Raw genomic sequence first — 23631 nt, 5'->3', positions numbered from 1 at the left:
TCTGCACCAGCTATGCAGTCTGCCAATCCATACCCAAATCCGACAGATGCCGTTGTACCCGCCCCGGATAATCTGTCACGATTGCGTCCACGCGCAGATCGATCATCCTGCTGATATCTTCCGGCTCGTTTACCGTCCAAACCACGACGCAAAGCCCAAGGTCCTTGGCAAGCGCCACGCTTTCAGCTGTCACATCCGCAAAATAGGGGCACCAAAACGCCCCACCTGCGTCTTTGACCAAATGAGGGATGTCATCTCGTCGACCGCGAAAATCAGGGCAAATGGTTTTCGATGAATCTTCGCCCGGATCATCGGCGTTTTCGGGAAGCTGCGTCAGATAAGACGTGGGCAGATCCGGAGCCTGTCGCTGACATTCGGCCAGCAGATTCCAATCGAAACTGTGCAATATCGTGCGCGACGATAAGCCAGTGCCCCGAACATCCCGGAGTACACGCCCGACAAAACTTTCTCTGTAAGTTGTGTCATGAGCCAAGTCAGGGTCCGACTTGAGTTCCAGCATCAGATAGGCATTGCCGTTTTCGGGGGCGTTGATGAGATCGAGCAGGTCCACAAGTTTTGGAACGCGCACCCTGTCCAACTGGGCCTGATCCGGAAAACGCTGACCATAGGCTGTTTGCCCGTCCAATCGACCGATGTCGAACTTCTGGATCTGTTCGAACGTCAGAGAGGAGACCTTGGGCTCTTCTCCGATAAGGAACTGACCGTCAGCATCGCGGAATGTCGGGGCGTGAAGATGGTGGTTATGCGTGATGACCGGCACGTTGTCCGCCGTGAGGACCACATCAAACTCAAGCAGGGGAACGCCAATCGACAGTGTAAAGTCGAACCCGATCATGCTGTTTTCGGGCAAAACGCCGCGCGCGCCCCGATGGCCCACGACACGGACCAGGTCCTCACCGCCGCGAAATGCCTCGACCTGCGGGAACGCCATCAGCTTTCCAGCCTTTTTCCGGATGAGGCGTCAAACAGATGCATTTGCTCTGGCGCGACCGTGAAGCGCATTGTTGAATGATGGCCCTCGACCAGATGCACGCCTGGAAGGCTAATCGTGATCGCGCCTTCTGTTCCGGTCAGGTGGCCATGAAACAGGGTGTTTGCCCCCAAGGGTTCAGCCATTTGAACCGCGACCTCAAGCGGACCGTTTTCATCCAGCAACAGATGCTCTGGCCGTATCCCCAGCTTTAACGCAGTATCGGGACCCTGAGAGGGGCCGACCGCGATATCGCCAATCCTGATCACACCATCCGTACGATGCGCATCAAACACATTCATCGCCGGACTACCGATGAATTGCGCAGCAAACAGAGTTTGCGGGGTCTCATAAACCTCAAGCGGTGTGCCGATTTGTTCGGCAATACCGCCGTTCATCACGATCATCCTGTCGGCCATTGTCATGGCCTCGACCTGATCGTGCGTCACGTATAGCGAGGTGATCCCCAGCTTTTCCTGCAGCTCTCGGATTTCAAGACGCATCTGTACGCGTAGTTTGGCGTCAAGGTTCGAAAGCGGTTCATCAAACAGGAAAACAGCCGGTTCGCGGACAATCGCCCGGCCCATTGCAACCCGCTGGCGTTGGCCACCGGAAAGCTGTCTGGGTTTGCGGTCCAGCAAAGGTTCCAATTGCAACAGCTTTGCGGCCTCGGTCACCTTTTGATCAATCTCGGCCTTGGGCAACCCGGCGATCTTCAGGCCGTAGCCCATGTTTTGGCGCACGGACATATGCGGGTAGAGCGCATAGTTCTGAAACACCATCGCGATGTCACGGTCCATTGGCTCTTTGTCATTGGCCCTTTCCGCCCCGATCCGGATTTCGCCGGATGTTACGGTTTCAAGACCAGCCACCATCCGCAGAAGCGTGGATTTCCCACATCCCGAGGGGCCAACGATCACGATGAACTCGCCATCTGACACATCAATGTCGATGCCATGAATAACATCCGTCGGGCCGAAGCTCTTCTTGACATTCTCTAGGGTAACTGTCGCCATTTCTTACTTCTCGCTATCGACAAGGCCGCGGACAAAGAGCTTTTGCATCGATACCACCACGATCACCGGGGGGATCATCGCCAGGATGGATGTGGCCATGATGACCGGCCATTCCGCCACATCGTCGCCAGAGGGGAACATTTGTTTGATGCCCATCACGATGGTGTTCATTTCAGGATCGGTCGTGATCAGCAGCGGCCAGAGATATTGGTTCCAACCATAAATAAACAGGATCACGAACAGGGCTGCGATATTGGTCCGGCTCATGGGTACCACAATATCAATGAAGAATCGCATCGGGCGGGCACCGTCCACCCGGGCAGCCTCGGCCAGCTCATCCGGGATTGTCAGAAAAAACTGGCGAAACAAGAAGGTTGCCGTGGCCGAAGCGATCAGGGGAAAGATTAGCCCGTAATAGCTGTTGAGCATGCCGAATCCCGCCACTACCTCAAAGGTTGGGACGATCCGTACTTCGACCGGCAACATGAGGGTCAGGAAAATCAGCCAGAAAAACGTCGTGCGCCCCGGAAAGCGGAAATAGACGATCGCAAACGCTGACAGCAGTGAGATGATGATCTTGCCCACTGCGATCCCAATGGCCATCACCAGGCTGTTGAACAGCATCGTTGCAACAGGGACATTCACGCCAGAAAACAGCGCGGCTTTGTAGTTTTCCCAGAACTGATCACCCGGCAACAGCGGCATCGGCGGTGAGACGATTTCTGGCTGCGTTACGGTTGACGCCACAAACGCCAGCCAGATCGGGAAGAAGATGATCAGAACGCCAAGGATCATCAGGGCATGGGTTAGCCAGATTCCCATGCCGCGCTTTTCGACCATTCCGTGTTGTTGGGCGGCCATCAGTAATGCACCCTCTTTTCCACGTATTTGAATTGGATGACGGTCAGCAGGCCGACTACGACCAACAAGATAACCGACTGCGCCGAAGATGACCCAAGATCCTGCCCCACAAATCCATCCGAGAAGACCTTGTAGACAAGAATGGTCGTCGACTGTTGTGGCCCGCCACCTGTGATCGTGTGGATCACACCGAAGGTTTCAAAGAAGGCATAGACGACGTTCACCACCAGCAGGAAAAACGCCGTGGGGGACAGCAGCGGCAACACAATGGTGAAGAAGCGGCGCCAGAAATGCGCACCGTCAATTGCGGCGGCCTCGATCACCGATCTCGGGACGGACTGGAGGGCGGCGAAGAAAAACAGGAAGTTATAGCTGATGCGCCCCCAGGCCGAGGCGACAACCACAAGGCCCATGGCTTCGGTCCCGTTCAGAACGTGGTTCCAATCATAGCCAAGTTGACCAAGATACCACGACACGACACCGACGCGCGTGTTGAACATGAACAGCCAAAGCACGCCCGCAACCGCAGGGGCGACAGCGTAGGGCCAGATCAGCAGCGTACGGTACACGCCCGCCCCTTTGATCAGGCGATCCGCAATGACCGCCAGAAACAAGGCGGGGATCATCGAGCACAATGTGACCAGCGTTGAAAAAATCGCAGTCGTCACGAAGGATGCGCGGTAGAACTTATCGCTCAGCAGGAACTCAAAGTTGCCCAGGCCGACGAATTGAGACGATAGCCCAAACGGGTCGGGGATGAACAAAGACTGCCAAACAGCCTGTCCTGCGGGATAAAAGAAGAAAACAGCGGAAATAATGACCTGAGGGGCGATCAGCGCCAATGGCAAAAGCCAGCCGCGAAAGGTGACGCGTTTTTCCATCCTGATGTCCCACTAAGAAATGCGGGCTCCGCAGAGCCCGCACCGGATTGCGTTGTGTTAATTGGCGGATTCGAACCGGCGCAGCAGCGCGTCACCGCGTTCTTTTGCGCTGTCCATTGCTTCCTGAGCGGTCTTTTCACCGGACCATACTGCCTCAAGCTCTTCGTCGATGATGCCGCGGATCTGGTCGAACGACCCCAGACGCAGACCTTTCGAATTTGCCGTCGGCTCTTTCGCGGTCATCTGGATCACGGCGATATCGGTGCCGGGGTTTTCGTCATAAAAACCTGCGGCTCGCGTGGCTTCACCAGCTTCGGCTGTAATCGGAAGGTAACCGGTGTTCTGGTGCCATGCCGCCTGAACATCCGATGATGACAGGAAGCTGAGGAATTCACCAACGCCCTTGTACTCGTCAGCTTTGTGGCCTTCCATCACCCATAGTGAGGCACCACCGATAATGGTGTTTTGCGGCTCACTCACGACTGCTTCCCAGTATGGCAATGGACGCACGTCAAACGCGAACTCAGCCTCCGAACTGATGCCGGCATACCCGGCCGAGCTTTCGGTGAACAGCGCGCATTCCCCGGCCCGGAAGTTTGCACCACCTTCATTTCTGCGACCGGTGTAGATGAACTTCCCATCCTTGGCCCAATCGCCCATCGCCGTCAGATGCGCGACCTGAACCGGACCGTTGAGCATCAACTCGGTATCCAGACCAGCAAATCCGTTGTCCTGCGATGCAAAGGGAACATCGTGGTATGCTGACAGGTTCTCAAGATGGATCCAGCTTTGCCATGCAGTGACCAGCGGGCATTCCTCGCCTCCGGCCTTGAGCTGATCAAGAACCTCGCCGACTTTTTCCCAGGTGGAAAGATCGGTATCAGGATCGACGCCCGCAGCCTCCATCGCGTCGCGGTTGACCCAAAGCACCGGGGTCGAAGAGTTGAAGGGCAGGGACAGCATGTCGCCTTCGGTCGTCGTGTAATAGCCTTTGACAGCGCCAATATAGGCGTCGGGGTCAAACGACGCGCCGCTTTCAGCCATCACTTCATAAACCGGCTTGATCGCGCCTTCGGCTGACATCATCGTTGCGGTGCCAACCTCAAAAACCATCAGGATGTGCGGCTGCTCACCCGCGCGGAACGCGGCAATGCCTGCATTCAGTGTTTCCGAGTAATTGCCCTTGTGGCTTTCGACCACGACGAACTCATCCTGGCTGGCGTTGAATTCTTCAACCTGAGCTTTCACAAGTTCACCCAGGCGGCCGGTGAAGGCATGCCAGAACTGAACTTCGGTTTGCGCCATTGCCGCCACTGGGGACAAGGCAGTTGTTACGGCAAGAGCGCCAAGCAGATTCTTTTTCATGATTCCTCCCATGCATCGGGTGTGATGCTTCGTTGAATACCGACCGCAACGGGTAAACGGCACACATGACGATTTCACGACGTTAACGTTACAGAAATATAATTCAAGCCCATTCTACTGGATAAAAAAATAACATAATGTTATGTCGTCAAGTGGCAGATTTGGATTGGGGATGAGTCAAATTCTTAGAATTCGCCAGTTAGAGGCTTTGATGGCCGTAACCACCAATGGCTCGGTCACGGCGGCGGCGGCTGATCTGGGGGTCAGTCAACCCGCGGTTAGCCGATTGCTGTCAGACCTCGAAAAATCATTGGGCTTTCAGCTATTTGATCGGCGCGAGGGCCGTTTGGTGCCAACCCAAGAGGTACGGTATCTTCAGCCCAGCGTCGAACGTGTGCTGGAATTGATGGGGCAGATTTCTGATGTCAGCCAGGACATTACGCAACGAAAGGCGGGGCATATCCGTGTCGCCTGTTTGCCCGGGTTTGCCACCAGCCACCTGCCGGGGGTCGTCGCCAGTTTTCTGAAAGACCGGCCCGCCGTCACCATGACGATTGAACCTGACAGGCCAGAGCGCATTCTGGAATGGATGATTGGTGAGCAATATGACTTCGGAATCACCGATGGGTTCAATGGTCATCCAGCCGTTGAAAGCAGGGATATAGACGTGCGAACCGTCTGTGTGTTTCCGTCACATCATGAGCTGGAAAACCTGTCGGAAGTCACGCCAGCGGACCTTGCAGATCAGAACATTATCCACACCCGGCGCGACAGCGACTTTTTCGGACGTATTTCAAAGGCGTTCCAGGCCGCTAATGTCGCTCTGAACTCTCATATCGAAGTCAGGCAGTTCACCGCGGCCTGTGAGCTGGCAATAAAGGGCGTTGGCGTTTCCATCGTGAGCGAACTGGACGCCATCCAATACAAGGGGAGGGGGCTAAGCTATCGACCGTTCAAGCCGGTGTTGACCCATACTCTTTCATTGGTGCGACCGGTGCTAAAGCAGCCGTCCCTGGTTACGCTGGAATTCATCGAGTATTTCAGCGACAGCCTCGAGCCGTTCAGGACTGAGTCACGAAACCAATGAAACAGGTTCAGTCCGACCGCAGAGCGCCGTATGACTAAAGGCGGATTTTCCACGCTAACAGCACCCGTTCGTGAGTTGCGGAACTTGACCCAGTACAGTATCCCGTCCGCGACGCTGCCCCTTCAAACCATTTTTGAGCCTATACCGGTAACCAGCCATGCCCACACCGTCAGACACTGAACCACGTGGGTATTCGACCGAAAACCTCACTGTCCTCAAGTCTGCGCGCCTATCCGTAGCACCTATGATGGACTGGACTGATCGGCACTGCCGGTATCTGCATCGGCTGCTCAGCCGGCAGACGTTGCTATACACCGAAATGGTGACCGCACCTGCCTTGGTTCGCGGTGGGGCGATGCACCTGTTGGACTACAGCCCGCAAGAACACCCGGTCGCGCTGCAGTTGGGTGGATCGGACCCTCAGGAACTGGCGCAAGCGGCTCGGCTTGGGGCCGATGCTGGTTATGATGAGATCAACCTGAACTGTGGCTGCCCTTCGGATCGGGTGCAATCTGGCACGTTCGGGGCGGTGTTAATGAAAGATCCTGCCCGAGTTGCGGAATGTGTCGCTGCCATGCGTGAGGCGGTGGATGTTGACGTGACCGTCAAGTGTCGCATTGGTGTGGACGAACAGACCCCGGATGAGGTTCTGCCCGCATTTCTGGAACAGATCCGCGATGCAGGTTGCGAGCGGGTGACGATTCATGCCCGCAAGGCGTGGCTGCAAGGTCTCAGCCCGAAAGAGAACCGGGACATTCCGCCTTTGGACTACGATTTGGTGCATCGGATGAAAGCGGCGTTTCCCGATCTGCATATCTCGATCAACGGTGGGATTACGTCCTTGGAACAGGCGCGTACGCATCTTGAGGCCGGGCTGGACGGTGTCATGATCGGTCGCGCCGCGTATTACCAGCCAACCGATATTCTGGCCGCGGCCGATCCCGTGATCTTCGGAGACGGTCAGGCGACGGACCCGATTGAAGTTGTTCAAAAAATGGTGCCCTATGTCGAAGCACACCTTGCCGCGGGCGGCCGTCTGCATCAGATCACCCGTCATATGCTGGGCCTGTTCGCCGGACGTCCCGGAGCGCGGGCGTGGCGACGGGCCTTGTCCGAGGGTGCCGTGCATCAGGGCGCAGGGCCCGAGGTGATGATGCAAGCGTTAGAGCACGTTGCGCCTTTGGCCGAGGTTTGAACGAACTAAGATACGGCCAAGGGCCGGTATGGGGGAAGAATGCCCGAGACGATGTTGCTGGCCCAGATGCTGGGCCTTTTGCTTGTAATCGGGGCGCTGGCGGGTGTGCTGGCCGGATTACTGGGTGTCGGCGGAGGTATCGTGCTGGTGCCGGCGTTCTTTTATGCCTTCCAAACGCTGGGCTACGGTGGTCCGCAATTGATGCAACTGTGTTTGGCGACGTCGTTGGCGACGATCATTGTCACGTCAATCCGCTCGGTTTTGGCGCATAACAAGAAGGGCGCAGTGGATTGGGATATTCTGCGCGACTGGGGGCTTGGGATCGCGATTGGTGCTATCATCGGTGTTTTGGTGGCATCGGCACTACGGACCGAGGCTTTGCAAGCCTTGTTCGGTGTGTTGGGGATGGTCATCGGCGCCTATCTGGGGCTGGGTAAGTCCGAGTGGCGTCTGGGCGATGCCATGCCCAAGGGTATCCGCCGCGCGGTGCTGTCGCCGCTTGTGGGGTTTCTTTCTGTGCTGATGGGGATCGGGGGCGGCAGCTTTGGCGTGCCGCTCATGAGCCTGTTCAATACGCCAATTCATCGGGCAGTTGCCACGGCTGCCGGGTTTGGCGTGATCATCGCGGTGCCCTCGGTCTTGGGCTTTTTGTTTCTGGAAATCGCGCCGGAACATCGGCCACCCCTGACCATCGGTGCGGTCAATTTGGTCGCCTTTACGATTGTTGTGGCCATGACCACGATCACTGCACCATGGGGGGTTAAGCTGGCCCATGCTATGGACCCCAAACCGCTAAAGCGTGTTTTTGCTGTGTTCCTGACGCTGGTCGCACTGAACATGTTGCGAAAGGCGTTGGGTCTATGAGTGATTTTGACGAAAAGGGCTGGGTCAAGTTTCCGTACGATCCTGTGCTGGCGGATTGGGTCGGGCATGCTTTGCCCGCAGCGCGCAAGTCTGTCACTGACCCGGCACATGCTCAATGGCTCGACTGCGAGGGGACGTGGTTCATCGGTGTTGACGCGCTTGACAACGACCCGCAGGGCAGGGTGGGACATTCAGCACCGCTGTCCGGGCAGGCCATGAGGTTCTTGACCGCGCAGTATGGCACCCTTCCATTGCACAAGGGTCAGGTCTCGGTCATCTATCCGGGCTATCCGCGCCCGCGGCGTGGCGAAAGCGAAAGCGCTGGGCGGTATCGGTTAAAGCGCGATGCGGCTCATGTTGACGGGCTCAGGCCGATGGGGCCAGACCGCCGGCGGCGCGTTGATGAACCCCACGCCTGGATACTGGGCATTCCGTTGAATGACGCCAGCAAAGACGCAGCGCCCATGGTTTTGTGGGAGGGTAGCCATAAAATTCTGCGGGCCGCTTTTCAACGCGCGCTGGACGGACGCGCGCGGAGCAGTTTGCACGAAGTTGATGTGACCGACATCTACCAAGCCGCGCGGCGTGAGGTGTTCGACACTTGCCCCCGCATAGAACTGCCCGCGAAACCGGGTGAGTCCTATGTGTTGCACCGCCATTGCCTGCACGGAGTGGCCCCGTGGGGTAGCAATGCCTCGGCTGGGGCAGACGGACGAATGATCGCCTATTTTCGCCCGGAATGCGCCGGGGGAGTGGCCGAATGGATCGAAACCGCCTAACCTTCTGCCATTTTTAAGGTTTGGAGGTGTTTTCGATGATGACTGTTCACACAAGCTCTGACGGCGCGCTGATCGAAGTCGAACTGTCCGGCGAGGTCAGCAGCAACGATTACACCACGGTTCTGGTGCCCGCAATCGAGGCCGCTTTGGCCGAGCATGACACGGTGCGTCTGCTGGCCGTGGTACAGCCGGAATTCAAGGGCTATGATTTTGGTGCAGCCTGGGCGGATACGAAGCTTGGTCTCAGTCATTGGCGTGGGTTCGACCGTATCGCGGTCGCTGCCGATCAAAGCTGGGTGCAGACAAGTGTCCGCCTGGCTGCTCCGATCCTGCCATGCCCCGTTCAGGTTTTTGAACTGTCCGAACTGGAAGCGGCGCGCCGCTGGATGCGCGAGTCACTGGGCGCGATCCATGTGATTGGTCTGGGCGGCTCTTGTATCCAGGTCAGCCTGCTAGGGAAACTCGACCCAGAGGAATACGCACGGGCCGAGCTGGATATGGACAACATCTTGCAGGGCAAAGCTGCGTTTCGTTTGTTGGTCGACCTGCGCGAGTTTGACGGTTGGCATGGGCTGACAGCGCTTGCATCGCATTTTCAACTGGTCCGAAAGCATGTCGGCCTGCTGGATCGCGCGGCCATTGTCGGCGACAAGGCATGGCAGCGCATGGCACAAAGGGCAGCCAGCCACATTCTGGGAGCACGAACGCAGTTTTTTGCATCCGAAGACATCGAGAATGCCAAATCTTGGCTAGCCGCAGGATGAGGGCGCGCATGACACTCACGCAAGGTTTACCGATCGGTGAGCTTTCCGATTATTGATCGGTGGGTCGAAAACGTCTACGTCAATTGCATTCTTCCGATCTACCACTTCGGCGGAATACACATCGAAAGCGCCGCTGTGGGCTGCCACTCACTCAGCACAAGTGTTACGAACTTTCCCCTCGAAGTTCAGACAAACCTACAGCGGCGCCGGTCGGGACAACCTGCTATCCGAGATACTGGCTATGACTGTTTCTGGCGCGCCGCGCGACCGCCACGGCGTTTTGCCAGACGAGGCTTGCGCGATGGCAGCTCTTCCATGATTTCAGCGCGCTCGGCGCTGTCCATTTTGGACCAGCGCGAGATTTCGTCCAAAGTGCGGTAGCAGCCTGTGCAGATCCGCTCGGCCGTATGTACGACGCACAGTTGGACGCAAGGGCTTTCGACCTCGTTCCGTTTCCAAACCATGTTCGTCATCGACGTACTCCGCCCATTACAAAAAGCGCAGCCGATCCAGCGCTCCTTGCAGAATATAACCGGCAGCGACGTGGTCGATAACCTGTCCGCGACGTTTTCGTGTCGTATCCGCCTCAAGCAGTGCCTTTTCTGCAGCAACCGTGCTGAGCCGTTCGTCCCAGAAACCGATGGAAACTTCGGTCAGGCGCGACAGGTTGCGGGCAAAGGCACGGGTGGACTGGCACCTTGGACCTTCGGTGCCGTCCATGTTTTTTGGCAGGCCCAGAATGACACCGCCGATCTCGCGATCTGCAATGATTTCAAGCAGGCGGGCGGAATCGAGGGTGAATTTCTTGCGCCTAACGGTTTCCAATGGGCTGGCGACGCCACGCATCCGATCCGAGACGGCAACGCCAATCGTCTTTTCGCCCAAGTCCAAACCGATCAACGCTGTCATCGGCGGCAGCGCCGCTGCGAACTCTTCGAATTCGTTGTAAATCATTGTGCAATTCCGGCCTGAAATGCGGCGGCGTCAATTATTTTGAGCGCGTCTGCATCGCCGGCAAAAACGTCCATGGCTTCGTTTTTGATCTCGATGGCGCGCTGCCCTTCGCCCAGAACACCCAAGGCTGCGATCAGCCGTGCCCAATCCTGGGGCGGTCCACCTTCGGTGGCGAGGCGATCCGAAAGCTGGTTGACCATGCCGAGGATCATTTCTTGCCGCTCCTCGGAGCTGAGTTCGGCGGCGGCGTCGATGTCATCCTGACTGGGGCCGGATGCGACAGGAATATCCGGTGCGTTGAAGACGCCCGCACGAAAGGCCAGTTCGTCAAGCTGCTCGCGGATCGCGTCAGCCCAGGGGGCACTGGCGGGCGCGTTGCGCAGCGCGTCAACCCAGATCCGATAGCCGATGTCCGGGCGGCCCACCTGGACCATCATTTGCCCGAGGTAATACTGTGCCGGGCCATTGCGAGGATCGCGGCTGAGTGTCTGTCTCAGCGCCTCCTCCGCCTCGGGCGAGACATAGCCGCCAGCGGATAGGATCATCATTTCTGCCATATACGAATAGGCATCTGCAGGTGCCGCTTCGCCCGACAGTTCGATCACGCGTTGCTGGGCTTTGTAGGCCGCAGGGAAGTTTCCTGCGTTCGCCTCATGTTGGGCCAGAAGGATATGGCCCTGCAAATCATCAGGGCGTGCAGCAACGGTTTCGCGCAACTGGTTAAGAAGGTTTGCATAATTCTCATCCAACTGCGGCAGTTGCGCGGGCGGGGTTGCAGCCTCGGCTTCGGCCTGGCTGGGGCGCTCAGCCCGGAGGGTTTCAGCCCGTTCAACGCGCAGGGTCAGGGGCATGTCCGGCCGTCCGGCGGCGCCAATCTGCTGATACATCACGATGGCCCCGCCCACCACGACAAGCGCAACTGTGGAAAACGCAGCCAGGCTCGCCCAGCGTGGCGGCCCCGTTTCCTGACTGGCAGTCTGCATCTGCGCATCAGCGGCCAGAATGCGACGAGAGATTTCTGTGCGTACCCGGTCAGCGTCGGCCTCACTGATGACGCCTCTGGCCAAATCTTTGTCCACGCTTGCCAACTGTTCACGGTAGACGCGCATGTCGTAGGCCGCAGCAGGCTCGCGCGATTTTCGGGCGCGCAGCAAAGAAAAGCCCAATACCGCCGCTATCAGCACGGCGCTTGAAATTGTTACGATCAGGAACGACATGGCTTCTCCGATATGGCTGCTCTGACTTAGACCTCTAGGCCCTCCGAAAAAAGGGACAAATGGCCGCGAGCCGTTCAGATTGCGCAATAATGGGCACCATGTCGCAATAGTTCGATATTGTGGCGTTGTCCGGCACGGGTAAACTGTTCACACGCTGCATATCTGCGCCAATTACCGAACCGGATGGATTCGCTCATGAAACACTACTCAGCCTTTGCTGTGGCGCGGGAGGCTCTGCGCTATCACACCGGATGGGAGCGCGCATGGCGCTCGCCCGAACCTAAGAAGCGGTACGACGTTATTATCGTCGGTGCCGGGGGGCATGGTCTGGCGACCGCTTATTACCTGGGAAAGAACTACGGTATCCAGAACGTCGCTATCATCGAAAAAGGCTGGTTGGGCGGCGGAAACACGGGCCGGAACACGACCATCATCCGGTCGAACTATCTGCAGGATCCCTCAGCAGCGCTGTATGAAAAGGCGCGCGGATTGTACGAAGATCTGAGCCAGGAATTGAACTACAATATCATGTTCAGCCCGCGCGGCGTGATGATGCTGGCGCAGACTCAGCATGAAATCCGCGGCTATCAGCGCACGGCGCACGCCAACGCGTTGCAAGGCGTCAAGACCGAATGGATCGAACCCGAACGTGTCAAGGAGCTGGTGCCAATCATCAATATTGACGGTCCCCGCTATCCGGTTCTGGGGGCGTTGTGGCAGGAACGCGGCGGTACAGCGCGTCACGATGCGGTGGCCTGGGGTTATGCCCGTGCGTGCTCGGCCATGGGGATGGACATCATCCAGAAATGCGAAGTCACCGGTGTTCGGTCAGAAAATGGCCGTGTTGTCGGCGTCGATACCACCAAGGGCGCGATTGACTGCGAAAAGCTGGGCATCGTTGTTGCGGGACATTCCGGCCAGTTGGCCGAGATGGCGGGCTTCCGCCTGCCGTTGGAGTCTGTGGCGCTTCAGGCGCTTGTGTCCGAACCGATCAAGCCCTGCATGGATGTGGTCGTGATGGCCAATACCGTGCACGGCTATATGTCTCAGTCCGACAAGGGTGAGATGGTGATCGGCGGCGGCACTGACGGGTTCAACAATTTCACCCAGCGCGGCAGCTTCCACCATATTGAGGAAACCGTGCGGGCACTGGTCGAAACCTTCCCGATGATCTCGCGCCTGAAGATGCTGCGCCAGTGGGGCGGGATCGTGGACATGACCGGCGACCGCTCACCCATCCTTTCGACGACGCCGCTGGGCAACTGCTTTATCAACTGCGGTTGGGGGACAGGCGGGTTCAAGGCCATTCCGGGCTCGGGCTGGGGGATGGCGCAATTGATGGCGACCGGCCATTCACCTCTGACCGAAGCCTTCACGATGGACCGTTTCAAAGAGGGCCGCTTTATCGACGAAAGCGTAGCCGCAGGGGTGGCGCACTGATGTCGTGGCTCTGCACCTATACCTCGATTTCTTGCTCCTGCTTCGAAAAGGAGACCGCGATATGCTGACACTCAAATGCCCGTTCACCGGTGCCATGCTGGATGAAACCGAACTACATTGTGGTGGCGAAGCGCATCGGAAACGCTTTGGCCCTGGGTCTTCTGACGAGGACTTTGAAACTTACATGTTCGTTCGTGAAAACCGTAAAGGCGTGCATTTCGAACTTTGGCTGCATGCCTATGGCATCGGCAAATGGTTTATTGCTGCGCGCGACACGGAAACGTTGGAAGTGTATGGAACCTACCCGGCACAGACAACGGAACCCCCGCAAGACATCAAGGACGCGATTACCGCCAAGCGCCCCGGCTGGTCCTGGAGAGAGTTTGAATGATCCGCGCCGCCATCCGTAATTCCGCCTGCGAAAGGTCCGCAACATGAGCACCCGTCTCGCAAAACAAGGCCGGCTGATTGACCGGTCGAAAAAGGTCACCTTTACCTTCAACGGCAACTCAATGCAGGGCTATGAGGGCGATACGCTTGCCTCGGCACTGTTGGCCAATGATCAGATGATGGTGGGTCGGTCGTTCAAATACCACCGTCCGCGTGGTGTGGTCGCCAGCGGCGCAGAAGAGCCGAACGCGCTGGTTGGTCTGGGGCAGGGGAACCGGTTCGAACCGAACCAGCGCGCCACAACGACCGAATTGTTCAATGGTCTGACAGCGGTTTCGCAGAACCATTGGCCGAACCTCGAATATGACATCGGTGCGGTGAACACCGCGCTGGCTCGGTTCCTGCCTGCCGGTTTCTATTACAAGACGTTCATCCACCCCAAACCGTTCTGGAAACACGTCTATGAGCCGTTCATTCGTCAATCCGCTGGATTGGGGAAGGCGCCCGACAAGGACAGTCGTGACGCGGACACTTACGAACATTTCTACGCCTTCACCGATGTCTTGGTGATCGGCGGCGGTGTCGCGGGTCTTCAGGCGGCGAAGACCGCGGCCGGATCCGGTGCCAAGGTTCTGCTGATCGAGCAAACCGCGCATTGGGGCGGACGTGCCCCAGTGGATGGCGGGGATGTTGATGGTATGCCTGTGGATAAGTTCGTGGAACAATTGGTTTCCGAACTGGAAACAATGGGCAACGTGACGATGCGCAATCGCTGCATGGGGGCGGGCGTTTATGACCACGGCTATGTGCTGGGATACGAACGCCTTAGCGATCACGCGCCCGGTACGCAAGGCCCGCGTCACCGCCTGTGGCGCATTCGCGCGAAGCAGGTCGTCACCGCAACCGGCGCGATCGAACGTCCGTTGTCTTTTGCGGGCAACGATGTGCCGGGTGTGATGCTGGCTTCGGCCATGCGCGACTATGTTGTAAACTGGGGTGTCACTCCGGGTGAGCGGGTGATTGTCGCCACCAACAATGACGACGCCTACCGCACTGGGATCATCCTGAAACAGGCCGGAGTTGACGTATTGCGTGTCGTGGATGCGCGTCCGACAGCCGGTCCATTGGCCGAAGAGGCGCGCGCACTTGGCATCCGGGTCGACCCCGGTAAAGCCATCGCAAAGGTCAAAGGTGGCAAGCGCGTCAAAAAGGTCGCAATTTGCAATCAGGAGGGGATCGGCGGCGCACGCGAAGAGGTTGAGTGCGACGCTGTTGCCATGTCGGGTGGCTGGTCTCCGGTCGTGCATCTGTGGTCGCATTGCGGCGGCAAACTGATCTGGGATGAGGCGCAGGCGCACTTCCGGCCCGATCCGTCGCGCCCTCCGCTGGGTGCGAATGGCGAGGGGTTTGTTCTGGCTGCTGGCAGCTCAAATGGACCTCTGGCACTGCCCGAGGTTCTGACCAACGCTGACGCGGCAGGCAAAGCTGCGGCCAAGGCCGCCGGGTTCAAACCAAAAAGCACCAAAGCGCCAAAGGGCGAAAGCATGTCTGAGGCCGCGATGGAGCCGGTCTGGCTGATGCCCGCCAATGCCGAGATCGGCCTGCGCATGAAATCGTGGCTGGATTTCCAGAATGATGTCAAAGTCTCTGACGTCCAACTGGCGGCGCGCGAAGGGTATGAGAGCGTTGAGCATACCAAACGCTACACCACTCTGGGGATGGCGACCGATCAGGGTAAGTTGAGCAATATCAATGGACTGGCAATCCTTGCTGATGCGCTGGATGCGGAGATTCCCAAGGTTGGCACAACCACGTTCCGGCCACCGTATACGCCCATCTCCATGGGCGCGATTGGCGGCGAGGCGCGCGGTGAGGTGTTCCAGCCGATCCGCCGGACTCCGATGCATGACTGGCATGACAAGAACGGCGCGGATTGGGAACCTGTTGGCCACTGGCGCCGGACATATGCTTACGTTCGCCCCGGGGAATCTGTTCATGATGCCGTGAATCGCGAGGTGAAGAACACACGCGAAAACCTTGGCCTGCTGGATGCGTCGACGCTGGGCAAACTGATTGTCAAAGGCCCGGATGCAGGCAAGTTCCTCGACATGATGTACACCAACATGATGTCCACGCTGAAGGTCGGCAAATGCCGCTATGGCCTGATGTGTTCCGAAAACGGTTTCCTGATCGACGATGGCGTCGTTGCCCGGATCGACGAGGATACGTGGCTGTGTCACACAACCACGGGCGGAGCAGAACGTATCCACGCCCATATGGAAGAGTGGCTGCAAACCGAGTGGTGGGACTGGAAGGTCTATGTCGCCAACGTGACGGAACAATATGCGCAGGTGGCTGTTGTAGGTCCCAATGCCCGCAAGGTGTTGGAAAAGCTGGGCGGTATGGATGTCAGCAAGGATGCGCTGCCGTTCATGGAGTGGCGCGATGGTAAGATCGGTGACTTTGACTGCCGTGCGTACCGCATCTCGTTCTCGGGCGAACTGTCCTTTGAAATCGCCGTTCCCGCGTCACAGGGTCAGGCGTTCTGGAACGATTTGATGGAAGCCGGGAAAGAGTTCGGCGTGATGCCTTACGGTACCGAGTGCCTGCACATCCTGCGGGCCGAAAAGGGCTTTATTATGATCGGGGACGAGACCGACGGCACGGTGATTCCGCAGGACCTGGGGCTGCACTGGGCGCTGTCCAAAAAGAAAGAGGACTATCTGGGAAAACGCGCCCATTCGCGCACTCACATGGCCGATCCCGACCGCTGGAAACTGGTCGGTCTGGAGACTGTGGATGGTTCTGTCATTCCCGACGGAGCTTACGCAGTTGGCTCGGGCGTCAACGCCAATGGTCAGCGCAACATGATCGGGCGTGTGACCTCGACTTACTACTCGGCCAATTTGGATCGTGGTATCGCAATGGGCCTGATCAAGCATGGCCCCGACCGGATGGGTGAGATTGTCGAATTCCCCGGTACTGATGGCAAAACCTACAAAGCCAAGATCGTGGACCCGATCTTCTATGACAAAGACGGGGAGAAGCAGAATGTCTGAACCCATCAGCGCACTGAACCACGCCAGCTATGACGGCATCGCAAAGGTCGAGGAATGCGGCCTGCAGGGAATGATAACCTTACGTGGTGACTTGTCAGACAAGGTATTGGCCAAAGCCGTAAAGGATGCCACTGGCCAAAAAGTGCCCGGGCAGCGTGAGGCTCTGGTCAAAGGCGACACAGGTGTTTGCTGGATGTCACCGGACGAGTTGCTTGTGCTGGTTCAATACGCCGAAGTGAACGCTAAGCTGGCCGATATCGCGGGCGCGCTGAGCGGAACCCACGCATTGGCGGCGAACGTTTCGGACGCACGGGCGGTATTCCGTGTTTCTGGACCCAATGCGCGCGAAGTGCTGGGTAAACTGGCACCGGTCGATCTGTCGCCTGACGCATTCCAGCCCGGTCAAATTCGCCGTTCGCGTTTGGCACAAGTGGCAGGCGCATTCTGGATGGACGATGCCGAGACGTTCCGCGTCGTCTGTTTCCGGTCGGCTGCGGATTATGTGTTCAAACTGCTGAAGGTCGCGGCCCAACCGGGCAGTGAGGTTGGGTTTTATTGATCCGCATGGGCGGCCCTATGCGAGACCGTCTTGCTAGGTGAACAGATAGCTTCCGAAGTGCGAAAGCGCTTCGGATTCCGTGAACTGGTCTTCGGAGATCAGTCGCCCAGCCGTGTCACGACATTCCGAGTAAAATGACAACTTGGCCAGCAGGTCCTGAGTTTTTTTCGCGCGGCTGCCCTCGTCAAGCAGTGGCGCGTGCGTTGAAAGAAAAAGCGCCGGGCGTTGTAGTTTTAACCATTCCATCAACGTAGGCAGAACCATATATTCCGCCCCCTCGATATCCATTTTTACGAGCGAAACCTTTGACAGGTCATTTGTCTTTTCGAATTGATCCCAGGCGATAGTCAACGCATCCGATCCATGCGCCCCATCATGCAGCAGTGAGCTGGTGGAATCTCCGGGCTCACCGCGTACCGAGGCCATTCGTGCCACTCCAAAGCGATCCGACAGGGCAACCCCAAAGGCCGAGACGTTTTGAATCTCGTTTAGATCCAGGTTCCACGCCAAATGGCGGAACGCTGTAGGGTCGGGCTCAAAGCACCAGACATGACGTGCGCGCCGTGCGCCATACAAAACGGTGGGCCCGATCCAGGCGCCGATATCCAGATAGTCGCTATCGGGTTTCAGGTACTGATCCAGAACGGCAAATGTCTCTGGTTCCCATGCACCGGCCGAGGCTTTGCGCCAGAATTTCGAATGATAGGGATCAAGACGAAACGGTTCCCCGTTCAGGTTGCCCGCATAGTATCCGCGGGCGCGGTAGAACATCTTGCGCGCCTGTGTCAGCATCGCGGACCTCCGGGTTTTCTTGTCTCGCCCCTTGACCTAAGGCGGCAGCCAAAGCATTTAACCCTTGGGAACCGCAACTTTTATTTTACAGGGGGCCGAGATGGCTTTTGAACTTCCTGATCTTCCTTATGCACATGACGCGCTGGCAGCCAAGGGCATGTCCGCGGAAACGCTGGAATATCACCATGACCTGCACCACAAGGCCTATGTGGACAACGGCAACAAGCTGATCGCCGGGACCGAGTGGGACGGCAAGTCGCTGGAAGAAATCATCGTTGGCACCTACGACAAGTCGGCCGTCGCGCAAAACGGCATCTTCAACAACATCAGCCAACTTTGGAACCACAACCAGTTCTGGGAGATGATGGGCCCCGGCGACAACGCCATGCCGGGTGAGCTGGAAAAGGCTCTGACCGAAAGCTTCGGTTCGGTTGACGAGTTTAAGTCGCAGTTCAGCGCAGCTGGTGCCGGTCAGTTCGGCTCGGGCTGGGCGTGGCTGGTCAAGAACGCTGATGGCTCGCTGGCTGTCACCAAGACCGAGAATGGCGTGAACCCGCTGTGTTTCAACCAGACCGCGCTGCTGGGGTGCGATGTGTGGGAGCACTCTTACTACATTGATTTCCGCAACAAGCGTCCGGCTTACCTGTCGAACTTCCTCGACAATCTGGTGAACTGGGAAAACGTCGCCTCGCGGATGTAATTCTGACCCCATCGGGGTTGTTCAGGGCCCGCTGGCGGAAACGCCGGCGGGCTTTTTTGCAGAGTTTGCTTCCATTGTTTTAAACAGCCAAAGGGGGCACTGGTATTTCGGGCAAGCAACGCAGATGGTTTCTTTATGGCCAGCAGCCAACATGCCACCTTGGCTGACAGGAAAAAACCTGCCGATTAGTGTAGTTTCATTCTGAGATGGGATTGTACGCGGCTCGGCAATGCTTACCTAAGGTTAAGTGGGGGTAAGTTCCGCTACACATAAATTCATTCGGGCAACACGCAACGCATCGGCGGGCGTGCAAAAGTCGAACCTGATTTGATGAAAAAGCGATGGCCATACAATTCATAAACGGAGGGCGCGATGGTCGCACTTGAACAGGGAACTTGGATTGTCATTTCTGATGGAGAGAAGGCGCTGTTTGTTGAGAACATCACCGATGCCGAAGATCCCAATCTGGTTGTTGTCTCGGTCGAGGAACGGGATGCGCTCGCTGGGCGCGCAGACCGGGCAGGGCAGTGCTTGGATACCGGGCCGCATCAGGATACCGAGATGGAACCGCCCAACTGGAAAATCCACGCCAAATCCCTCTTTGTGCAAGACGTCGCCAACCTGCTGAACCGAAATGGCCTGAAGGGTGCTTTCAACAAGCTGGTTCTGGTCGCAAGTCCGCACGTGCTGGGCCTGCTGCGCCGACGTCTGCACAGCGACGTGCTGGCCAAAGTCGTGGCCGAGGTCGACAAATCCCTCACCAATCACCCCTTGCACAAGGTTGAAAACCTGTTGAGAAACCGCCCAGGTCTTGCGGTTTGATCGCGGTCGTGCGGCTGGTGGTCGATCACAATCCGTTTAGGTCAGATAGCCCCGCAGCGTAGTCATCGCCGATGTCGGATCATCGACCCATGTGATGAACTCGGCCAGCGATCCATCCGCGAAGCCTTGACCGATGACACGTTGTACAAGCTCGTGCAACGCGTCCCAGTATCCATCCACATTCATTACCAGAATCGGTTTGTCGTGAAGGCCAAGCTGCCGCCAAGTCAGTGCCTCGAACAGTTCGTCCAGCGACCCCGGCCCACCCGGAAGGACGACAACGGCGTCCGCGTTCATGATCATGACTTTTTTACGTTCATGCATGGTTTCCGTGACCACGAAACGGGTCAGGTCGGTCTTGCCAACCTCGCGTTGCAATAGGTGAACAGGGATAACGCCAAATGTATCGCCCCCGGCGGCCTGTGCCGCGCGGGCAACCTCGCCCATCAGGCCAACGTCCCCCGCTCCGTAAACCAATCGCCAACCTTCTTGCGCCAGCATCGTCCCGAATGTTCTTGCGGCGTTGGCATAGGTGGAATTGGTGCCATTTCGTGACCCGCAATACACACAAACAGACTTCTGAAACATTGTGATCGCTCTCCGGGGTTGCGCCTGAGGTTTTGACCCCTGATAGCGGGATTGATAGATTGGCTCAACCGTCAGTCAGAATGTGTTATGGTCAAAGCATTTGCGCTGCGGAGTGAAAGGAAAAAAATGAACGCCGAGTCGGGAAGCGGAAGCTCAGGAACTTTTGTCTGGGGCTTGATCGCCGGTATCGCAGTTGTTGTCGGAGCCGGTGGATTGTATCTGACCGGCATGATCGGTGGCGGCCCGGACGCGCCAGCGCCAGAGGCCGAAGTTGCGGCTCAATCCGAAGACGACAGCACCGAGTTGGCAGCGGCCGATCCGGCGGTTGAAGAACCCACAACACCTGCCGAGGATGGGCAGGCAACCGAAACCCCGCCGGATGACAACACGCAGGACGACGCTGCGCCGCAAGTGACGCTTTTGCTAGATCAGATTTTTGTCGAACCGGATGGCTCTGCGGTTCTTTCCGGCTCTGCCGAGCCAGGTGCCGAGGTAAACGTGCTGCTGGATGGTGAGACGGTGCACAGCTTCACGGTCGACGCCAGCGGGCAGTTTGCCGAGTTTGTTTCAATCCCGTTTTCAGATAGTGCGCGTGGCCTGACGCTGGAAACGCGGGGTGAGGAACCTGTACGATCGGATGATTACGTAATCGCAGCCTTGCCGCGGCCAGAGCCCGTAGAAGAACCGGTTTCAACAGCTGAAGCAGCCGAGGCTGACAAGGCGGAGGTCGCCGAAGTTGCTGAAACGGATCAACCCGCGACTTCCGGTACAGCCGACACCGACAGTCAGTTGGTCGAGGATGAGGCACCACAAGTTGCTGAGCCGCCGACGTCAGAGGCGACGGACCAACAGGTTGCCGTCCTGCGCTCGGGTGAGGACGGTGTCGAATTGGTACAGGGACCGACCAGCCTGCCGCAAGCGCCGGATCAGGTGGCGTTGGACACGATCGGCTATTCCGATGCGGGAGAGGTGGAACTGACCGGGCGGGTGCCGGATGGCTCGGTGGTGCGCCTTTACCTCAACAACCGGCTTGTGGATGATCAATCCCCGGCAAACGATGGCAAATGGCGCAGCGAACTGGAAGGTGTAGAGCCCGGCGTTTATACCCTGCGCGTAGATGAGGTTGGCGCAGATGGCACCGTGGTCAGCCGACTGGAAACCCCGTTCAAGCGGGAATCGCCGGAAATCCTGCGCGCCGCTGAGGCGACGGACGAACCCGCGATTGATCCGAATGACGCGCCAATCCGGTCGGTCACTGTGCAAAGGGGCGACACATTGTGGGCCATTTCGCGTGAACGGTTCGGCGACGGTATCCTCTATGTGCGGCTGTTCGAAGCCAACAGGGACTCGATCCGTGATCCGGACCTGATTTATCCCGGCCAGATTTTTACAATACCTGATTAATCCTGCGCCCTTGGCCCTTGGATGGGCCTGGGCTATCTCTGATCGCAGATCAGAACCGTGATGAGACGATAGTCCCGATGTATTCAAATGACCTTCAAGAAGTTGACGAGCGCCAGTCCGGATGGCGCACGATTCGTAAGGTCGCGCCATATCTTTGGCCCGAGGATGAGCCTTGGGTAAAACGTCGGGTCGTCATTGCCATGGCGATGCTGGTTCTGGCCAAGCTCATCGCGGTTTACACACCCATCCTTTACAAGGGTGCGGTTGATGGACTGGCAGGCGAAGGTGTTCCACCGCTGGCTTTGGGTGCCGTGGGCCTGACGGTGGCATATGGGGTTGCGCGAATGATGACTGTTGGCTTTCAGCAGTTGCGCGATGCTGCGTTTGCCAGGGTAGGTCAGCGGGCCTTACGTGCGCTGGCATTGGAAACGTTTCAGCACATTCACCAGCTATCAATGCGCTATCACGTGACGCGCCGGACCGGAGGCCTCAGCCGGATTATCGAGCGTGGCGTCAAGGGTGTTGAGTTCCTCTTGCGGTTTCTGCTGTTCTCGATTGGACCTCTTATCCTTGAGCTACTGCTGGTTGCGATCATCCTGATGTGGATGTTCGACGTGTGGTATCTGGTTGTCGTGGCTGTCACTATCGCGCTGTATATCTGGTTCACCTTCGCAGTGACGGAATGGCGGGTAAAACTGCGACGCGAAATGAACGATCAGGATACTGAGGCCAACCAGCGCGCCATTGACAGCCTGTTGAATTTTGAAACTGTCAAGTATTTCAATGCGGAACAGCGCGAAGCTCAACGATATGATACGTCGATGAAAGCCTATGCAAGGGCGGCGCTGAAAACGGCATACTCGCTGGCTTTCCTGAATTTCGGTCAGTCGTTTCTGATCACCTGTGGATTGATAGGTGTGATGGTGCTTGCGGCCCTCGGGGTGCAAAAGGGAACCCTGACGGTTGGCGATTTCGTCATGGTAAATGCGTACATGATCCAAATCACTGTGCCGCTGAACTTTTTGGGCACGGTGTATCGAGAAATCCGCCAGTCGCTGGTGGATATGGGGCAGATGTTCGACCTGCTTGAGCAACCGGCTGAGGTCACTGACAAGCCCGGCGCATCGGATCTTGTGGTCAAAGGCGGTGAAGTGACCTTGGACGCGGTTCATTTTGGCTATGATGCTGACCGTGAGATATTGAAGGGCATCTCATTGATCGTGCCCGCAGGTCAAACCGTAGCCATCGTGGGGGCGACAGGCTCGGGTAAGTCCACCATTGGACGGTTGCTGTTTCGATTCTATGACGTGACCGGCGGGGCGTTGAAAATCGACGGGCAGGATGTGCGTGACGTGACGATGGACAGCCTGCACGCCGCCATTGGCGTGGTGCCGCAGGATACGGTGCTGTTCAACGACTCGATCCGCTATAACATTGCTTATGGCCGGGACGGGGCCACCCAGGATGAGGTCGAGGCGGCGGCCAAAGCTGCCCAAATTCATGACTTCATTATTTCATTGCCCGAAGGTTACGACACCAAGGTCGGCGAACGCGGGTTGAAGCTGTCAGGCGGTGAAAAGCAGCGGGTCGGCATTGCCCGTACCTTGTTGAAGAACCCGCCGATCCTGTTGCTGGACGAGGCAACTTCGGCGTTGGATACGGATACCGAGCAAGACATCAAGGACGCTTTGGCACGTGCTGGGGAAGGGCGCACGGTGCTGACAATCGCGCATCGTCTCAGCACCATTGCCGAATCTGACCGTATCGTAGTGCTGGAACAGGGTGAAATCATTGAGCAAGGCACCCATGATGAACTGCTGCAACGCGAAGGTCGCTACTCGCAATTGTGGCGCCGCCAGCAATCTGACGCCGAAACCGTTTAATCGAACTGACCCGTTCTGGC

General features: G+C 57.6%; 23 protein-coding genes. 13 read left to right on the top strand and 10 right to left on the bottom strand.

Annotated elements, in window-relative coordinates:
- Positions 1-10: 10 nt before the first annotated feature.
- Genes AVO44_RS02715 through ugpB form a run of 5 tightly spaced genes read right to left on the bottom strand, consistent with a single transcriptional unit; the run spans position 11 to position 5114 of the window.
- The gene (locus AVO44_RS02715) at positions 11-952 is read right to left on the bottom strand and encodes a glycerophosphodiester phosphodiesterase family protein (RefSeq protein WP_068332146.1); all 942 of its coding nucleotides are present in this window, start codon (positions 950-952) and stop codon (positions 11-13) included.
- On the bottom strand, positions 952-2007 hold the full coding sequence (locus AVO44_RS02710) for a sn-glycerol-3-phosphate import ATP-binding protein UgpC (RefSeq protein ID WP_068332144.1): 1056 nt from the start codon (positions 2005-2007) through the stop codon (positions 952-954). Before AVO44_RS02710 ends, AVO44_RS02715 begins: the two co-directional genes overlap by 1 nt.
- Before the next feature lie 3 nt (positions 2008-2010).
- Entirely contained in the window at positions 2011-2847 is an 837-nt protein-coding gene (ugpE, locus tag AVO44_RS02705) for a sn-glycerol-3-phosphate ABC transporter permease UgpE (RefSeq protein ID WP_068332670.1), read from the bottom strand.
- 20 nt (positions 2848-2867) lie between these two features.
- Positions 2868-3749, bottom strand: a complete 882-nt coding sequence (gene ugpA, locus AVO44_RS02700; protein WP_068332140.1) for a sn-glycerol-3-phosphate ABC transporter permease UgpA — start codon at positions 3747-3749, stop codon at positions 2868-2870.
- Between the two features lie 57 nt (positions 3750-3806).
- The gene (gene ugpB / locus AVO44_RS02695; RefSeq protein WP_068332137.1) at positions 3807-5114 is read right to left on the bottom strand and encodes a sn-glycerol-3-phosphate ABC transporter substrate-binding protein UgpB; all 1308 of its coding nucleotides are present in this window, start codon (positions 5112-5114) and stop codon (positions 3807-3809) included.
- Positions 5115-5286: 172 nt separating this feature from the next.
- Between ugpB and AVO44_RS02690 the strand changes: the two genes are divergently transcribed.
- From AVO44_RS02690 to AVO44_RS02670, 5 genes are all read left to right on the top strand, one after another.
- The gene (locus AVO44_RS02690; protein WP_068332134.1) at positions 5287-6201 is read left to right on the top strand and encodes a LysR substrate-binding domain-containing protein; all 915 of its coding nucleotides are present in this window, start codon (positions 5287-5289) and stop codon (positions 6199-6201) included.
- Positions 6202-6358: 157 nt separating this feature from the next.
- Complete coding sequence (gene dusA / locus AVO44_RS02685; protein ID WP_082677363.1) at positions 6359-7396, top strand: tRNA dihydrouridine(20/20a) synthase DusA; 1038 nt, start codon at positions 6359-6361, stop codon at positions 7394-7396.
- Positions 7397-7435: 39 nt separating this feature from the next.
- Positions 7436-8260, top strand: coding sequence for a sulfite exporter TauE/SafE family protein (locus tag AVO44_RS02680; protein WP_068332129.1), 825 nt, complete (start codon positions 7436-7438; stop codon positions 8258-8260).
- Positions 8257-9039 carry a hypothetical protein gene (locus AVO44_RS02675; protein ID WP_068332126.1) on the top strand — a complete coding sequence of 261 codons (783 nt, stop codon included), beginning with the start codon at positions 8257-8259 and terminating at the stop codon, positions 9037-9039. The genes AVO44_RS02680 and AVO44_RS02675 overlap by 4 nt, the downstream gene beginning before the upstream one ends.
- 38 nt (positions 9040-9077) lie before the next feature.
- Positions 9078-9803, top strand: coding sequence for a SpoIIAA family protein (locus AVO44_RS02670; protein ID WP_233421900.1), 726 nt, complete (start codon positions 9078-9080; stop codon positions 9801-9803).
- Between the two features lie 239 nt (positions 9804-10042).
- On the opposite strand, the gene AVO44_RS02665 is transcribed toward AVO44_RS02670, so the two are convergent.
- From AVO44_RS02665 to ccmI, 3 genes are read right to left on the bottom strand one after another with little or no spacing between them, the layout of a single operon-like run.
- A complete protein-coding gene (locus AVO44_RS02665) occupies positions 10043-10276 on the bottom strand; it encodes a DUF1289 domain-containing protein (protein WP_068332121.1) in 234 nt (77 codons plus the stop codon).
- 16 nt (positions 10277-10292) lie between these two features.
- Positions 10293-10757: a Holliday junction resolvase RuvX gene (ruvX, locus tag AVO44_RS02660; protein ID WP_068332118.1), complete on the bottom strand. Its 465-nt coding sequence runs from the start codon at positions 10755-10757 to the stop codon at positions 10293-10295.
- A complete protein-coding gene (gene ccmI, locus AVO44_RS02655) occupies positions 10754-11974 on the bottom strand; it encodes a c-type cytochrome biogenesis protein CcmI (protein WP_068332114.1) in 1221 nt (406 codons plus the stop codon). The genes ruvX and ccmI overlap by 4 nt, the downstream gene beginning before the upstream one ends.
- Positions 11975-12169: 195 nt before the next feature.
- On the opposite strand from ccmI, the gene AVO44_RS02650 reads away from it, so the two are divergent.
- The 4 genes from AVO44_RS02650 (at position 12170) to AVO44_RS02635 (ending at position 17422) form a co-directional block, all read left to right on the top strand.
- Complete coding sequence (locus tag AVO44_RS02650; RefSeq protein WP_068332668.1) at positions 12170-13414, top strand: sarcosine oxidase subunit beta family protein; 1245 nt, start codon at positions 12170-12172, stop codon at positions 13412-13414.
- Positions 13415-13475: 61 nt separating this feature from the next.
- Complete coding sequence (locus AVO44_RS02645; protein ID WP_068332111.1) at positions 13476-13805, top strand: sarcosine oxidase subunit delta; 330 nt, start codon at positions 13476-13478, stop codon at positions 13803-13805.
- A gap of 43 nt (positions 13806-13848) precedes the next feature.
- A complete protein-coding gene (locus tag AVO44_RS02640; protein ID WP_068332108.1) occupies positions 13849-16863 on the top strand; it encodes a sarcosine oxidase subunit alpha family protein in 3015 nt (1004 codons plus the stop codon).
- A complete protein-coding gene (locus AVO44_RS02635; RefSeq protein WP_068332105.1) occupies positions 16856-17422 on the top strand; it encodes a sarcosine oxidase subunit gamma in 567 nt (188 codons plus the stop codon). The genes AVO44_RS02640 and AVO44_RS02635 overlap by 8 nt, the downstream gene beginning before the upstream one ends.
- Positions 17423-17455: 33 nt before the next feature.
- Here the strand turns inward: AVO44_RS02635 and AVO44_RS02630 are convergent, their stop codons facing one another.
- Positions 17456-18214 (bottom strand): FkbM family methyltransferase, encoded by a 759-nt coding sequence (locus tag AVO44_RS02630; protein WP_068332102.1) that lies wholly within the window; start codon positions 18212-18214, stop codon positions 17456-17458.
- 100 nt (positions 18215-18314) lie between these two features.
- Here AVO44_RS02630 and AVO44_RS02625 point away from each other — a divergent pair, with 100 nt between their 5' ends.
- Positions 18315-18914 (top strand): superoxide dismutase, encoded by a 600-nt coding sequence (locus AVO44_RS02625; protein ID WP_068332099.1) that lies wholly within the window; start codon positions 18315-18317, stop codon positions 18912-18914.
- A gap of 372 nt (positions 18915-19286) precedes the next feature.
- Positions 19287-19736: a host attachment family protein gene (locus AVO44_RS02620; protein ID WP_068332096.1), complete on the top strand. Its 450-nt coding sequence runs from the start codon at positions 19287-19289 to the stop codon at positions 19734-19736.
- Positions 19737-19772: 36 nt separating this feature from the next.
- Here AVO44_RS02620 and AVO44_RS02615 read toward each other — a convergent pair whose 3' ends face one another.
- Positions 19773-20324 carry an LOG family protein gene (locus AVO44_RS02615; RefSeq protein ID WP_068332092.1) on the bottom strand — a complete coding sequence of 184 codons (552 nt, stop codon included), beginning with the start codon at positions 20322-20324 and terminating at the stop codon, positions 19773-19775.
- Positions 20325-20450: 126 nt separating this feature from the next.
- On the opposite strand from AVO44_RS02615, the gene AVO44_RS02610 reads away from it, so the two are divergent.
- Positions 20451-21728, top strand: a complete 1278-nt coding sequence (locus AVO44_RS02610) for a LysM peptidoglycan-binding domain-containing protein (RefSeq protein ID WP_068332666.1) — start codon at positions 20451-20453, stop codon at positions 21726-21728.
- 77 nt (positions 21729-21805) lie between these two features.
- Entirely contained in the window at positions 21806-23611 is a 1806-nt protein-coding gene (locus tag AVO44_RS02605; RefSeq protein WP_068332089.1) for an ABCB family ABC transporter ATP-binding protein/permease, read from the top strand.
- The last annotated feature ends 20 nt before the right edge of the window (positions 23612-23631 follow it).

Source organism: Ruegeria profundi (assembly GCF_001507545.1).
Classification (GTDB): domain Bacteria; phylum Pseudomonadota; class Alphaproteobacteria; order Rhodobacterales; family Rhodobacteraceae; genus Ruegeria; species Ruegeria profundi.
Note: the sequence above shows the minus strand (reverse complement) of the source record. Positions and strands in the feature narration are given on the sequence as shown.